This window comes from Geobacter pickeringii (assembly GCF_000817955.1).
GTDB lineage: Bacteria > Desulfobacterota > Desulfuromonadia > Geobacterales > Geobacteraceae > Geobacter > Geobacter pickeringii.
Map to the genome: position 1 here is coordinate 2,217,637 of NZ_CP009788.1, position 14,559 is coordinate 2,232,195.

Here is a 14,559-nt window from a genome sequence, read left to right on the forward strand (position 1 = left end):
CTACCATTTGGTCTTCAGAGAAGCCGAAACGACATGAACGGTCCCCTCGTTCGAAGTGCCGGTTCTGTTGTCGTAATCGCGGTAGGAATAGTCGAGGACACACGAAAAGTGCTTCGTCCACCAGTAGTTCGCCCGGGCGGAGAGAGAGCGTTCGATGGTCCTGACGCGGCTCAGCTCCGTAATCCCCGCCGTTGAAACGCCTCCGTCGGTCAACGCGGCAGGTTTGAACTCGGCACGGGAATGGAGCTCCTGCAGGGCAAGGGAGAGATCGAGGGTATCGGCTGCCCGGTAGGTGGCGTTCAGGGAATAGAGCTCACCCTGTGAGATGTAATCAGACGCTGCCTGGTTTCCGTTGAAGACTGATGCGAAGAGAACCGCCTGATCGGAACGATTGCGGAGAAACCCCACGTGGCCGCTCAGGGTCAGACGCTCCAGCGGACTGACCCAGACGCCGGCCGCGGAATGGACCGTGTGCCGATCCGAGGGAAGAACATAGGTAATTGAAGGGCTCCCGTTGAAGGGGTGTGTCGTGCGCGCGATGCTGTCGTTCCACGCCCGCGTGATCTGGTAGTTGGCGGTGACTCCCCAGCGCCCGTCCCGGCTGTAAGAGGCAAGAAGCTGCCCCTCATGCTGCTGTTCGGGCGTAATCCCGTAGGAGGGGTTGTCCGTGGTGGAATAACCGTAGAGCCCCCGTAACCTCAACCCCTTGAAGGGACGCAGCAGCAGGGTCATGGTACCGCTGTGGGTCGTGGATTCCTCGGGGAGGTTCCACGCGCCATCGGTTACCCCGTCGCGGCGAAGGAAACTGCCGCGATACTCCCCGTTCACCGAGAGAATGGTGCTCGGCCGGATCGTGGCATTGGCTGAAACGATATCCCGCACGGTGTCGAAGAGCGGCCTGACATCGACAGTTCCTCCCGACAGGGAAGAAACGAGAAGAGATGCGGGCCGTTCACGATCGACCTCCTGATGCCGGTATCTGACCGCGGTGGAAAACCAGGCGCAGGGTGCATAGCTGAAATCCCCCGCCACGTTCTGAAGCGTATCCCGGGCCTGGTCGGCTCCCACCACGGAGGAAAGGGACGAACGGTTCTCGCTCCGCGAGTACGCGTAGGAGGCTGCCCCGGTCGCCCCGCCGGCAAGAGATGAATAGAGTTTGACCGAATGGGAATAAAAGCGGCTCTCCGGGGCTTCGTTATGCTCGGAAGGTCCCTGCTGGGCGCTGAAGAGATCGGAAGGGGTCCCCCCTCTCTCGTCGCTCTGTCTGAACTGGAACTGATAGACGAGATTGACCGGACCCAGATGGGCATCGAGACCAATGGTTCCCTCCTGGGTGGTCCGGTCGATCCTTCTCGTCTGGGAAAAGAGCTTGTTATTGGCCTGGAGTATGGCGTCAAAGGTATAATCGGAAAACCGCTGTTGAGAGGAGCCTTCCCGGTCAATGAGCCAGTGGCTCAGATTGAGATGGATCGGATAATCGCGAAGCTTGTACCGGAAGTGAAAGGCATCCTGCCGGGTGGTGATGCCGTAGCGCTCAGCCGGAGCCGAATCGGTGAAGAGTGCCGGAGAAAGCGCGTAGGTCTCATGGTCAAGGTTGTGGAAGAGCGATTCGGTCCGGAAATCGAGGCGGTAGTACCCGGCATAGTCGAAATCGAGGTTTGCGTGGTAATCTTTGCTGTTCAGGTAGGTGCCATCGACGTCAAGCTTGAGGTCTTTCCCAAGACGGGCGAAGTGGGCACTGCCGGTGACGCTCGGGCGAAGATACTCGTACTCGGCGGCTCGCCCTCCGGAGCCATCGGTGGTGACGAAGCGGTACCCCGCCCCCACCTCCAGCAAACGATGGACCTCCACCTCCGGCTCATACGAGGGGAGTTCCACCGGAACCGTGACTTCTGTGTCTCCTCCCCCCTCCACCGTTCCCGCTTCGTCATCGGCGACCGGGACAGCGGTCCCCTCGCCGTACGCCGGAGCGATGGCGAGCATACAGAGGAGAAAAGCGGGCAGAAATGCCTTTCGACATGATCTCAGCCTCATCACCGCACTCCTTCCGCCGGGAAGCCGCACCGTCACTTGAGGAAGTCTCCCTTTTTCTGTGTGCTGGTCGGGACATCGCTGCCGTGGATCTGCGAGTGGCAATCGGTGCAACGGTTATTAAAGAGCGTTCTGGTGGCGTCGGACGGATTCGCGCCGATCGAATGTCCCGCATGGCACTGAAGGCAAAGGAACGGCATCGCCGCATTCAGGAGATTGTTGTTGATCGAACCGTGAGGAGTATGGCAATTGGCGCAGTTTTCAGTGACGTCGGCATGCTCGAAGGCGAAAGGCCCCTGCTTGTCCATGTGGCAGCGGGTGCATACCTCTTTGACCGTATTCCCCTTGAGCAGGTTCGGCTGCACGGAGCCGTGGGGGTCGTGGCAATCGGTGCAGGCCATCTTCTTCTCCCGGAGCGGATGATGGGAAAAGAGATTATTCTGGGCCCTGACCTCGGGATGGCAACCATAGCACATCTCCGCCATCTCCTCGCGGCTCACCTTCTGCTGAGGACCCTTGTGGAGTTTGTGGCAATCAAAACATCCCACATCGTTCAAGGCGTGGGCACTCGCATTCCAGAGCGCGAGGCTCGGCGTCGAGGCGGCAGAGTGACATTTCAGGCAGATCAGGGACTGGGCGGGGGTGGGGAGATTCTTGATATCGAGGAACGTGCTCGTGTCGCATTTGATCTTTTTCGCGTCGTTATCCGCAACATCATCGGAAATCTGCTCGATGCCGAGACTTCCCGGGCCATGGCACGACTCGCAGTTCACCAGCGGCAGCCCCGTCTCCGGCTTGATCTGTTCCCCGTGGACGCTGTGCTTGAAATCATCGGCGATCTTTTCGTGCCGATGACACTTGGAAACGCAGTTGTCGGTCCCCACGTACTCGGCATCGAGTCGACCGACGATCATCCGTTCGTATTCCTGAACCGGAAGGAGGGGACGGTCTTGCTTAAGTGCGGCACAGGCGGCCAGAAAAGGGAAAACACCGGCGACAACGGTGAGCAGAACGGCTCTGATCTTCGTTTTCTCGTTCATGGAGCAGCCCTTGGGTTACGGGTGGCGGGAATCTACTCCCCCTTGATCCCCTTGGTTGTGGTGTAGATGAACCCCCTGATAATCGGGTCGCTGCTTGCCTTGATCTCGGCAGGGGTACCGACCCCGACGATTGTCCCGGCGTGCATCATGGCGATCCGGTCGGAGACGTAGAGGGCGAAGTTCAGGTCGTGGGTGACAATGACGGTCGTATTTTTCGTCGTCTCCTTGAGGCTCAGGATGGTATTGGCAAGTTCGTCGGTGGTGACCGGATCGAGCTCGGCCGTCGGCTCGTCGTACAGGATCAGATCGGGGTTCATCGCCAGGGAGCGCGCAATGGCGACCCGCTTCTTCATCCCCCCCGACAGCTCCGACGTCTTGAGGTCCTCAGTCCCTTCGAGCCCGACCTGTGCAAGTTTTTCGCGGATAATCTCCCTGATCCGCTGCTCCTTGCAGATCCGTTTCTCCCGAAGCCAGAGCCCCACGTTCTCACCCACCGTGAGGGAGTTGAACAGAGCGGACGACTGGAAGACCATGCTGTAGCGGTAATCGGTCAGGGCACTCTGGCCGTTTTGCGAAAAAAGCGGCTGCTCATCGATATAAATTTCGCCGCTTTCAGGAGTCTCCAGCTTGACGATATGCTTGAGCAGGACGCTCTTGCCGGTTCCCGACGGACCGATGATGCAGAAGGTTTCGCCGGCGTGGATCTCCAGGTTCACGTCCCGCAGGACGTGCTTCTCCCCGAAGTGCTTGTTGAGACGCTGGATCCGTATTGACACCCCCCGGGTGTCGCTCAGGTCAACCCGTCAGCCGGCGCCGCTGTCGGGAAAGATGGAACCGGACAGGCCATGCATCAGCTTGTTGAACAGACCTCCACCCTCGTTCTTTGACTCCATCAGGGACTTCAGAAACACCGCTCAATCTCCTTTGTGCAATGGCCGGCCATGATAGCAGAGGGAGCCGGCGGGCGCAACCTCCGCCCCCTCAGAAAAGATAGACCTTCCGGTTGGTGAAAAAATTGCGATGGCGGTATATGTACTGCGTCAGCAGCAATATCGCCAGTGCGCTGGCGATATTGTTGATCAGCAGGGCATCGTGGTCGATGCGCTCGCCGATGACCCGCTCCAGCTCCGCCGTGGAGATGACATTCAGGTTGACGATCGTGTTCACGATCTCGAAGAGGTTGTAGCAGATCAGAAGGTACCAGGTCATCAGCTGTCGCTTCGCCAGGCCCAGGAACAGGTAGAGGCAGACGAGGCTGTCGGCAAAGACCAGCACCTTGGCCGGCGTCCCGACGTAAATCTTCCCCATGAACGGAAACGGATGGCCGTAGGTCGAGGCGGTGACCAGAAAGAAAAACAGGTAGAGTGCCGTCAGGAGGACCAGGCCGAGGGGGCGGCGCTCTTCGTCATCGTCCGTCAAATCACGCTCTTCGTCGCTCATTTTTTGCTTTTCCTCATGTCGCTGACGGCGACGCAAACGAATATCGTCACCATGACCAATGCAATGAAAATCCAGTCTGCAATACTGAAGCCGAACACGTTTCCCCTCTCTCCTATTCTGTCAGATGTGCGAGCCGGGTGCGGGATTCCTCATGACCCGGATCGATCTTCAATGCCTCACGGAACTCCTCTTCGGCATACTTCGGCATGCCGAGTTCGGCGAAACATTTCCCCATGACGCTGTGGATTTCGGCAACCGGGAATTCTTCACAAAAGACCGCATCCTGCATGACATCCTGAAGGATGGCGGCAGATTCCTCGAAATCACCGGCCTGGAAATGGGAAAAGGCCACGCCGACCGCCTCCAGGTAGTCGACGGTGGGAATGACCGGCAGCCGCCCTCCTTCGATCCGGGCCAGCCGTTCACCGAGGGGTCCGCCCTGCGGCGCATCGGATTCTGCAACTATATCACGCCACAGATTCGCCGCATCGTCGTATTTCCCCAGCAGATAGCAGACTTCGCCCAGCAACTGGCGGGCGTTCGACTCCGTCGGGGCGAGGGAGACGGCGCGGCGCAGGAAATGCTCGGCCCGGTAAAGGCTCACCGTCGAGAGGTGAAGCGCGGAAAGCCGGAGTCCCCGGTCGAGAAAGATCTTCCCGATCTCCAGGGGGAGGCCGGCGTTTTCCGGTTCCAACAGGGCGAGGATCTTGAGGCACGCGATCTTCCGATCGAGGTACGGAACCTCCACCTCCTTGCCGTCCAGCATGATGGCGTTGCTGGCCAACTCCGCCAGGTAGTGGGGATAGGCATCCCTCAGCATCGTGGCGTAGCACTCGCAGAAGGAGCAGTCGGGATTGGCGCGCAACGCCTGGTAGATCCCGCGACCGATGGCATCATAGGAGGGCTCTCCCTCCAGCGCCTCGTAGTCTTCGTCGAGAAGCGGCATCGGAATGCCGCCATAGGGAAGACGGGCATGCCCGTCCTTATAGACAAGCTCGGCACCGTCCGGCGGATAGTAGTACTTCATCCCCCTGAACGGAGTAAGGTCTGCCCGTTGCGCCACCATTCCACACCTCCCTTATTCCGGCTCCCTGCCGGGGAACGTATCGATCCCGGCATGCACGCCTATCATCTTGTAAATTTTCACGTCGTCCCACGGTTCGTCCATGATCCCGTCGTGAATCGCCCAGCTCCGCCCGCGCACCGTTCGGTCCATCCCCGGCATCCGAAAGGGGGAGGAACCGTCGAGCCGTCGAAAAAGGACACCACCGAACTGGAACTCCCGATCGATTTCGAGCATCAGCCGCTTGCCGGTGAGGTAGTCGAAGCCATACTTCTCGTAACGGATGGCGTTGCCGTAGGTCAGCGGCTCGGCCACCACCATCTCCATCCCCAGCGAATCGACGAAGCGCTCGAAAAGGGGGAAAAACTCGCCGAACAACTGCAGCCCCCGGCGGGTCTGATTGGGGAAAAGCCCCGCCGCCATGGCTCGCTCCTCTTCGCAGTGGTTTCTCCCCAGGGTTGCGAAAAGGTTGTCACGCCCCTCGCTGTCCCGGTCGACATCGAAGCGCGGAGATCGGGGGTCGGCAATGATGCAGAACGCGAGCTCCATCTGCCGGAACTGGGTATCGGCCAGTTCGAGAAAAAATGCCGTATCCCGATCGGCGGGATGGGCCTTCACTTCCAGCCTGACGAGACCGATCCCCTCGGGAGCGATCACCGTCACCCGCTTCAGGCCATCCCGGCCGCAGAGGGAATCAGCGGCAATATCGAGATATGCCAGAAGCCGGGGGGGGAGCAGGGCGGCGTAGATCCGCTCCTTTTCCGTCGCAGGGAGAGAATTGATCTCCCGAAGGGAGTGGAGCACCCTCCCTCCCCTCGCCACGAGCTGCTCATTCCCCGCTAGCCGCATCGTACCGTCCGATGATGATGGGGAAAATCGTCTCCCGGATGGCAGCGATACTCTGCTCCACCGCGTCGAGGGCCCGGTGCCGGTCGTCCTCCTCGGCCCAGTGCATGGCGTCGAGGAGCATCCGGTTCTGATGCCCCATCCGGGCAATGATCTCCACGAACGGATGGGGGAGCCGCGGCGGAAGCTCGACACCGTTCATCACCCCCCAGGCGATGGTCCAGGCCCGTGCCACGTTCACCAGGTTGTACCCCCCGCCCCCCACCGCCACCCACGGGATCTTCAGAGCTTTCAGCTTGCGCAGGACATAGGTGTAGCTGTGGGTGGTAATCTCAAGCCGCGTGAGGGGATCGGTCCGGAACGTGTCGGCTCCGAGCTGGGTGACGAGGACATCGGGGTTGAAGGCGGCGATAAGCGGATAAGCAACCTCGTCAAAGGCCTTCATGAACAGGGCATCGTCGGCATGGGCCACCAGGGGGACGTTCACCGAGTACCCCCGCCCCCTCCCCGAGCCGACCTCGCTCTCAAAGCCGGTTCCGGGGAAAAAATAGATGCCGCTCTCGTGGATCGAGACGGTCAGCACGCGGTCGCTGTCGTAAAACGCCTCCTGGACGCCGTCGCCGTGGTGGGCGTCAATGTCCAGGTAGGCGACCCGCAGTCCCTTGTCGAGGAGGCGGTTGATGGCAAGCACCGCGTCGTTCAGGTATGAGAATCCCGATGCCTTGGCCCGGTGGGCATGGTGCCAGCCGCCAGCGAGGTTGAAGGCGATATCGTACCCCTCCTCGGTAACGAGGCGGGCCGCTTCGAGGGTTCCGCCGGCGCCGAGGCATGCCCAGTCATAGAGTCCCCGGAAAACCGGATTGTCCAGGTCGCCGAGGCCATAACGGAAGTCGGCACGGGGCTCGTCCGCGGCACTGAACTCCCTGAGACGCGCCAGGTAGTCGGGGTCGTGGAAGGTGAGGAGGTCATCTTCCGTCGCCCGGGGGCAGTCGAGCAGATCGGCACCCGGGAGGGCGGTGAGTCCGTACTGGCGCATGAGCTCATAGGCGAGAAGAAACCGCTGGATCTTGAACGGATGATCGTCGCCGTAGCTGAAGCGAGCGAAGTCATGGGAATAGATGAGGGCGGTCTTGTCAGGCACGTGGGTCCCGGGCTGCGGCAGAAATGACGTTTTTTCTTTTAACCACGCGAATTTACAATGTAGTCACCGAAGCGTCAACCTCTAATTTCCCCCCAACTGCCCACTATTAAGGCACGGATGCCCAACAAAAAGGCAGCCACATAATGACTGGCGGCGGCGCGCCACGTAATTTCATCGGGTTAGCTGCTTGGCAGGAAGGTTGCTATCGTCGCGGGACAGCTCTTCCCAACGGCGGGTTAAAGAGAGCAGATTACCAATGGAGGTAATATCGATGGACAATCTGTCAATGGCGACAGGACTCCGGAACAGCTCTGACGTCCTGTTCCTCATGCTCGGTGCGGTCATGGTCTTCGCCATGCACGCTGGCTTTGCGTTCCTTGAAGTGGGGACGGTCCGCAAGAAGAATCAGGTGAACGCCTTCGTGAAGATCCTGACCGACTGGTCGGTGTCGACCGTGGCCTACTTCGTCGTCGGCTTCCCCCTCGCTTACGGAATCTCGTTCCTCGTTCCGGCCAAGGATCTCCTCGGAGCCACCCAGGGATACGATCTCGTCCACTACTTCTTCCTGCTCTGCTTCGCCGCCTGCATCCCGGCCATCATCTCCGGCGGCATCGCCGAACGGGCCAAGTTCTGGCCCCAGGTCTTCGCCGGCGCGATCTTTGCCGCCGTCACGTATCCGGTCTTCGAATCCCTGATCTGGGGGAAAAACGCCGCTCTTCTCCAGGACTTTTTCAAGCGCGTCGGTGGCGCCGAGTTCCATGACTACGCCGGTTCGGTGGTCGTCCACTCCATCGGCGGCTGGATCGCCCTTCCGGCGGTTCTGTTCCTCGGCCCCCGCGCCGGCAGGTACATCCGGGGTAAATCCCATCCGCTGCCGATCAGCAACATTCCGTTCCTGGCCCTCGGTTCCTGGATTCTAGCGGTAGGGTGGTTCGGCTTCAACGTCATGAGCGCAGGCCATCTCCAGAGCATCTCGGGGCTGGTGGCCGTCAACTCGCTTCTCGCCATGGTTGGTGGCGTTCTCTCCGCCCTCGTGGCAGGAAAGAACGACCCCGGCTTCGTTCACAACGGCGCACTGGCAGGCCTTATAGCCGTCTGCGCCGGCAGCGACCTGATGCACCCCCTCGGCGCCTTCGCCACCGGGATCGTCGCCTCGCTGATCTTCGTGTACGGCTTCCACTTCGAGCAGGAGCGGCTGAAGATCGACGACGTGCTCGGCGTCTGGCCCCTGCACGGGGTCATCGGTTCCTGGGGCGGCATCGCGGCCGGTATCTTCGGTCAGCCGCTGTTCGGCGGCATGGGAGGCATCTCGCTCCTTTCCCAGACCCTTGGCACGGTGGCAGCCATCGCCTTCGCCCTGGTGAACGGGTTTCTGGTCTACGGCGTTCTCAGCAAGACCGTGGGAATCAGGCTTTCGGACGAAGATGAGTTCGCCGGCGCCGACCTGGCCATCCACCACATCGGAGCCTACCCCGAAGATCACATCCACTAGAGGCAACTCCCGTGCTGTTTCATGAAGGCCCCTTCCGGGGCCTTCTTTTATTGTATGGTAAATCTTTGAAGCATTTCGGCGGGTTTCCCTAAAGTTTTACGGAGTGTGGCCGATAAATTTCATGAGAGCACCACTGACGTCAATGGCATCAGCCGAGGACCGGCGCACCGGCTCTGTACGCTCTGCGCGCTCCGAACCCGACCCTCCGCGCATACTCCGCAGTGGAAAACGGGATGGCTCTGTGGTAAAAAATGGCTAAAACTTCACCCTTAGGAAGAGGGAGTACCTTTTTCATGGATGCAAAGAAACAGCTGGGCGACCTTCTCGTCGAGGCGGGAATCATCACGACGAAGACCCTTGAGCGCGCTCTGGAGCGGCAGCGGGGGAGCGGCAAGAGGCTCGGCCAGGTTCTGGAAGAGATGGGGGTCATCACCGGCGAAGAGCTCATCGACGCCCTCTCGAAACAATTCAGTTTCAGGACGGTCAAGGGATTCGCCGAGTACTCCTTCCCGGCCGACCTGCTGGCGCTCGTCCCTCAGGACATGGCGGTGCAGAGACTCATCTTCCCCCTCAAGCTGAAGGAGAACATGCTGGCACTCGCCATCAACGACCCCTTCGACCAGGAAACCATCGATTTCCTCGCCAAAAAAAACCGCCTCCAGGTGATTCCGGTGCTCGCCACCCGCCAGGAGCTGATGGTCGCCATCGAGAAGCATTACCTTCACGGCAAGATCAAGGACACGGAGCGGCTGAAGGTGCTCGTGGTCGAGGACTCGGCTCCGATCGCCACCATCATCCAGGTTGCCCTCCTGAAGGAAGGATACGACGTCCTCGTGGCCAACGACGGAGTTGAAGGCCTCAAGAATGCGGTTACGGAGAAACCCGACCTCGTGATCTGCGACTCGGTCATGCCCCGCATGGACGGCTTCGGCCTCCTGCGCGCCATGCGGGCAAACCCGGCCACTGCCGAGATTCCGCTCATCCTCCTCACCTCCAAGGCCACCGGCGAGGACGAACAGCGCGCCCTCGATGCGGGATTCATCGATTTTATCGCCAAACCGGTGCAGCCCATCAGAATCGTCACCCGGGTAAAGCGGGCGTTCGAGCTGATCAGAAAATACCGGTAACACCGTCACGGCGCCTGGCGGGCGCTCTTCTCCAGCAGAAAGTCGACAAACGCCCGGTTGGCGCGGGACAGATACCCGTGCTTTTTCCAGGCGATCAGAAGATCGAGGTAGAGCGGCGGATCGAAGGAGATCGCCACCAGATCGTCGTCTTCCGTAACCACCATCCGCAAGAAGACGGAAATCCCCATCTCTTTCCGGACGAGCGACTTGACCAGGGTGTAGAGGTTGGTCTCGAACCTGATATTCGGGCTGAACCCGGCCTCCTTCAGGACGTCCAGAATGAGTTCCCTCAGAGAGTACCCTTCCTTGTAGAAGATCAGCTGCTGGCTGGCGAACTCCCGCAGAGTCAGGCTCGTTCGCCCCGCCAGCGGATGGTCTCGGGGGACGCAGGCTATCACCTCTTCCCGCAGCAACCTCCTCAGTTCCAGCGTTTCGGGAAGGCTCACGCCGGCGATGACCCCCATGTCCAACTCCCCCCGGAGGATCATCTTCTGGATTTTCGTGGCGCCTTCGCCCGACACGGCAAGGTGCAGATTCGGATAGCGGGTGGAGAAGTCGCGGATAATCTGCGGGAAGAAATAGGCACTCATCATCGGCGGGATCCCCACCCGCACTTCCCCCTTGGCAAGCCCCCGCAGTTCCTCCATTTCCGTCTCCGTCGACGTCACCTCATCCAGGATCTTCTCCGCATGCCGCAGGAAGATCTCGCCCTCCGCGGTCAGTGAGATCTTCCGCTCCTGGCGATTGAAGAGCACGAGATCGAGCTCCTCCTCCAGCTTCTTCATCGCCATGCTGACCGCCGGCTGGGCGACATGCAACCGCTCCGCGGCCCTGGTGAAACTGCCGAGCCTGACGATCTCCACGAAGAACTGCAACTGGCGAATATCCATCTCTTCAACCTTCCAATAAGTTATGTTTATTCAAAACATAAATATTATATATTTTATTTATGGTTTATCCACTGGTATCTTTGTTCTCATGAAGACAGAGACCCGAGAAATGAACGCCGCCACCACGGGGGTCCGGCAAGGGAGCCGGGAGTTCCGCACCATAACCCTGGCGTTTTTTGTGGCGGGGTTTGCCACGTTCATCACGCTCTACGACGTGCAGCCGCTGCTGCCGGTCTTTTGCGCGGAATACGGGGTGCCCGCGGCGCTGGCCAGCCTGCCGCTCTCTGTAGCGACATCGGCACTGGCGGCCACCATGCTTCTGGCGGGAACGGTATCCGAGACGTGGGGGCGGAAGCCGGTCATGGTGCTGTCGCTCTGTGTGACGTCCCTGCTCGCCCTCGTCACCCCCCTCTCCCACACCTTCGGTGCGCTCCTGGCGCTGCGCCTCATTCAGGGGGGGGTACTCGCGGGATTGCCGGCCGTGGCCATGGCGTACCTCAGCGAAGAGATGGACGCCGCCTCCCTTGCCGCCGCCATGGGGCTCTACATTGCGGGCAACGCCGTCGGTGGCATGACGGGACGGATTTTCACCGCCGCGATCACCGATCTCTTCTCCTGGCGGGTTGCGATCGGGACGATCGGCGTCATCTGCCTGGGGATGAGCCTCGTCTTCGCCAGAAGTCTCCCCCCGTCGGCGAACTTCCGGCGGCGGCCGTTCCAGGCATCGTATCTGCTTACCTCGCTGTTGAAGCACCTGCGGGATCCCGGCCTGCTCTCCCTGTACGGCATTGCCTTTCTGCTCACCGGCAGCTTTGTCACGCTCTACAACTACATTACCTTCCGCCTGCTGGGGGCACCCTACAACTTCAGTCACACGGTGGTCAGTTCGCTCTTTCTCGTCTATCTGATCGGTTCGTGGAGTTCTGCATCCATCGGGAGGGTAACGCGCCGGTTCGGCAGGGAAAATGTTCTGCTTGCCGCCATGGCGGTGATGGGGGGGGGAGCCGCGATCACCCTGGCTCACCAGGTGTCTGCCATCGTCTGCGGCATGGCGCTGTTTACGGCCGGCTTTTTCGCCGCCCACGCCATTGCCTCCAGCTGGGTCGGTACCCGGGCACAGACCGCCAAGGCACAGGCGTCCTCCCTGTACCTGTTTTCCTACTACCTCGGGTCGAGCATATCAGGAACCCTTGGCGGCATCTTCTGGACGACGTTCGGCTGGGATGGAGTGGTGAGCATGATCGTTTTCCTGGTGGCGGGTGCCCTCGTGGTTGCCGTCCGGCTCGTTCGCCTCTTCGGCGACACCGCCGCAGCCCCGGAGGAATTCGGAGAATTGGAAGAGATCCCCGCCCAGCCGTCAAACTGACGGCGGCAGGGGACGTACGGCGAGAGGGAGACCCCGACGCCAATCGGAACGACGCACAAATCCACCAGAACCTTCATGCCACATCTCCTTTTCCACTCTATTGATCGGGTGCTTCTCCGGCCTTCGGCCCCTCCCCGCCCGGCTCCGCCGGCACAGGCGGCGGAGTGACGGGATGCTCTCCGCCATGGCGGGGGCAGTACTCGGTCGGCTGGGTTCCCGCGACGTAGAATTCATCGCGTTTTTCCGGACAGGCCGGCGTGGCGAGGTAGCCGGTGGCGGGATCGATGGAGACGGAGACGACCGTATCCGGTTTCGGGAAATCGACCGCCGGCCTGCCCGCCAGGGCCGGGCGCATGAGCCGTTCCCAGATCGGCGCGGCAACCGCCCCGCCGGTGAAGCCCCTCCCCCCCGGCCGGGGCTTGTCGTACCCCACCCAGATGCCGGTTATCACCTGGGGGGTGTAGCCGATGAACCAGGCATCACGGTAGTCATCGGTGGTGCCGGTCTTGCCGGCGGACGGCCGCTGCTGGCTGAACCTCTTCAGGGACTTGGCGGTGCCGTACACCATCACGTCCTTCAGCATCTGGGTGGTGACAAAGGCGGCGGCCGGCGAAAGGACCGGCGTGACTGCCGGGGGATTCTCCGTCCAGCTCCGACGGTTGCGGTCGTAGATGCGGACAATCATCCTCGCCTCGGAGCGGAGGCCACCGGTGGCCAGGGGGGTATAGGCCTGCACCAGCTCGTTCAGGGTGACCTCATCCGTGCCAAGGGCCAGGGAGAGATTATTGTTCGGACGCAGGGGAAGTCCCACCTTTGCCGCAAAATCCACGAAGTACGGGACGCCGATCGCCTCCAGCAGCTTGACCGCAATGACGTTGTTCGAGTATGCCAGCGCCCGCCTCAGCGAGATCTCTCCGAACTGCTCCCCCCCGTAGTTCTGCGGCCTCCAGAGCTGATTGTTCCCGCTGTAGTAGGCCACGGGGGTGTCATTCCAAAGACTTGAGGCAACAAATCCCTTTTCCAGCGCCGCGGCATAGATCAGCGGCTTGATGGCGGAGCCGGGCTGGCGCCGGGCCAGAAACGCGCGGTCATAGCCGTTTTTAGCGGAGTCGACGCCCCCCACCGCCGCCAGCACATCACCCGTGGCGGGGTCCAGGGAGACCAGCGCCCCCTGCAGCTGGGGAGAAACCTTCTTGACCCCCTCCCGCAGCGTCTTCTCCGCCTGCCGCTGTAGGTTCAGATCCATGGCGGCGGTCACGTCCAGCCCCCCCTGCTCGATGATCTGCGGACCGAACCGCTCGACCAGCCGGCTTCGGACATGGGCCAGGTACTGCGGCGCCTGGGTGGGCTGGGTAAAGGTAACGCGCTGGGAGCGCAGCTTCTGTTTCTGCCGCGCGCTGATCACCTTGAGATCCGCCATCCGCTTGAGGACCACGTCCCGCCGCCGGCTGACGTCGGATGATTTCCCCAGCGGGTTGTAGCGCCCCGGGTTCTTCGGCACCCCGGCCAGCAGGGCGCACTCGGCGTCGGTCAGCTCCTCCGGGTTCTTGTCGAAATAGAGGCGGGCCGCCTGGGCAATCCCCCACGCTCCGTTGCCGTAGTAGATCTCGTTGAAATACATCTCAAGGATCTGTTTCTTGGTGTATTTTTTTTCGAATTCCAGGGCCATCCGCCCTTCCTCGAGCTTTCGCTCGATGGACTTTTCCCCGGAGAGATAGCGGTTCTTGATCAGCTGCTGGGTAATGGTCGATCCCCCTTCGGCCAGTCTCCCCTTGACCACATCCTTGACCAGGGCCCGGGCGATCCCCTGGATGTCGATGCCCCGATGTTCGTAGAACCGGGAGTCCTCTACGGCCACCACCGCCTGCTGCAGAAACGCCGGAATGCGGTCGATGGAGACCCAGTAGCGCCTGTCGGGAAGGATCCGGCCCGCAAAGCGCCCCTTGTTGTCGAATACTCTGATGGATGAATAGCCGGACGGCAGGAGGGGATAGGTGGCGAATTTTTCCTGGCCCCAGGCTGCGGAGAGCAGGGTCGGGAGAAGAAAAAAACCGGCAACGACGAGACGAATCGATCTGGTGCCAACGGCGGAGAGCAAAGAATGCACGGTACGCGGTAACTCC

At 61.0% G+C, this 14,559-nt stretch carries 11 protein-coding genes and 1 pseudogene; 3 read left to right on the plus strand and 9 right to left on the minus strand.

Annotated features, from left to right (window positions below):
- The 7 genes and pseudogenes from GPICK_RS09975 to GPICK_RS10005 form a co-directional block, all read right to left on the minus strand.
- The gene (locus GPICK_RS09975) at positions 1-1,983 is read right to left on the minus strand and encodes a hypothetical protein (protein WP_236685530.1); all 1,983 of its coding nucleotides are present in this window, start codon (positions 1,981-1,983) and stop codon (positions 1-3) included.
- An 83-nt stretch (positions 1,984-2,066) separates the two neighbouring features.
- Positions 2,067-3,071: a DmsE family decaheme c-type cytochrome gene (locus tag GPICK_RS09980; protein WP_039742766.1), complete on the minus strand. Its 1,005-nt coding sequence runs from the start codon at positions 3,069-3,071 to the stop codon at positions 2,067-2,069.
- 32 nt (positions 3,072-3,103) lie between these two features.
- Positions 3,104-3,964 (minus strand): annotated as a pseudogene (locus GPICK_RS09985) (ABC transporter ATP-binding protein).
- 88 nt (positions 3,965-4,052) lie between these two features.
- Complete coding sequence (locus tag GPICK_RS09990; protein WP_236685532.1) at positions 4,053-4,511, minus strand: hypothetical protein; 459 nt, start codon at positions 4,509-4,511, stop codon at positions 4,053-4,055.
- A gap of 112 nt (positions 4,512-4,623) precedes the next feature.
- Positions 4,624-5,577 carry a tetratricopeptide repeat protein gene (locus GPICK_RS09995; RefSeq protein WP_039742769.1) on the minus strand — a complete coding sequence of 318 codons (954 nt, stop codon included), beginning with the start codon at positions 5,575-5,577 and terminating at the stop codon, positions 4,624-4,626.
- Between the two features lie 12 nt (positions 5,578-5,589).
- Entirely contained in the window at positions 5,590-6,423 is an 834-nt protein-coding gene (locus GPICK_RS10000) for a hypothetical protein (protein ID WP_039742771.1), read from the minus strand.
- The gene (locus GPICK_RS10005; protein ID WP_039742773.1) at positions 6,404-7,561 is read right to left on the minus strand and encodes an acetoin utilization protein AcuC; all 1,158 of its coding nucleotides are present in this window, start codon (positions 7,559-7,561) and stop codon (positions 6,404-6,406) included. The genes GPICK_RS10000 and GPICK_RS10005 overlap by 20 nt, the downstream gene beginning before the upstream one ends.
- Positions 7,562-7,832: 271 nt before the next feature.
- Here GPICK_RS10005 and GPICK_RS10010 point away from each other — a divergent pair, with 271 nt between their 5' ends.
- Entirely contained in the window at positions 7,833-9,053 is a 1,221-nt protein-coding gene (locus tag GPICK_RS10010; RefSeq protein WP_039742777.1) for an ammonium transporter, read from the plus strand.
- Positions 9,054-9,346: 293 nt separating this feature from the next.
- Positions 9,347-10,180 carry a response regulator gene (locus tag GPICK_RS10015; RefSeq protein WP_039742779.1) on the plus strand — a complete coding sequence of 278 codons (834 nt, stop codon included), beginning with the start codon at positions 9,347-9,349 and terminating at the stop codon, positions 10,178-10,180.
- Positions 10,181-10,185: 5 nt separating this feature from the next.
- Here the strand turns inward: GPICK_RS10015 and GPICK_RS10020 are convergent, their stop codons facing one another.
- Complete coding sequence (locus GPICK_RS10020) at positions 10,186-11,070, minus strand: LysR family transcriptional regulator (RefSeq protein WP_039742781.1); 885 nt, start codon at positions 11,068-11,070, stop codon at positions 10,186-10,188.
- 88 nt (positions 11,071-11,158) lie between these two features.
- Between GPICK_RS10020 and GPICK_RS10025 the strand changes: the two genes are divergently transcribed.
- Positions 11,159-12,436 (plus strand): MFS transporter, encoded by a 1,278-nt coding sequence (locus tag GPICK_RS10025; protein ID WP_236685533.1) that lies wholly within the window; start codon positions 11,159-11,161, stop codon positions 12,434-12,436.
- Between the two features lie 97 nt (positions 12,437-12,533).
- Here GPICK_RS10025 and GPICK_RS10030 read toward each other — a convergent pair whose 3' ends face one another.
- On the minus strand, positions 12,534-14,543 hold the full coding sequence (locus GPICK_RS10030; RefSeq protein ID WP_039742783.1) for a transglycosylase domain-containing protein: 2,010 nt from the start codon (positions 14,541-14,543) through the stop codon (positions 12,534-12,536).
- Between the last annotated feature and the right edge of the window lie 16 nt (positions 14,544-14,559).

What these genes read in the sequence shown, in the direction of transcription:
- GPICK_RS09990 (WP_236685532.1), bottom strand. Translation starts at nt 4,511, where the DNA reads ATGAGCGACGAAGAGCGTGATTTGACGGACGATGACGAAGAGCGCCGC.
- GPICK_RS09980 (WP_039742766.1), bottom strand. Translation starts at nt 3,071, where the DNA reads ATGAACGAGAAAACGAAGATCAGAGCCGTTCTGCTCACCGTTGTCGCC.
- GPICK_RS10000 (WP_039742771.1), bottom strand. Translation starts at nt 6,423, where the DNA reads ATGCGGCTAGCGGGGAATGAGCAGCTCGTGGCGAGGGGAGGGAGGGTG.
- GPICK_RS10015 (WP_039742779.1), top strand. Translation starts at nt 9,347, where the DNA reads ATGGATGCAAAGAAACAGCTGGGCGACCTTCTCGTCGAGGCGGGAATC.
- GPICK_RS10025 (WP_236685533.1), top strand. Translation starts at nt 11,159, where the DNA reads ATGAAGACAGAGACCCGAGAAATGAACGCCGCCACCACGGGGGTCCGG.
- GPICK_RS09975 (WP_236685530.1), bottom strand. Translation starts at nt 1,983, where the DNA reads ATGCTCGCCATCGCTCCGGCGTACGGCGAGGGGACCGCTGTCCCGGTC.
- GPICK_RS10010 (WP_039742777.1), top strand. Translation starts at nt 7,833, where the DNA reads ATGGACAATCTGTCAATGGCGACAGGACTCCGGAACAGCTCTGACGTC.
- GPICK_RS10020 (WP_039742781.1), bottom strand. Translation starts at nt 11,070, where the DNA reads ATGGATATTCGCCAGTTGCAGTTCTTCGTGGAGATCGTCAGGCTCGGC.
- GPICK_RS09995 (WP_039742769.1), bottom strand. Translation starts at nt 5,577, where the DNA reads ATGGTGGCGCAACGGGCAGACCTTACTCCGTTCAGGGGGATGAAGTAC.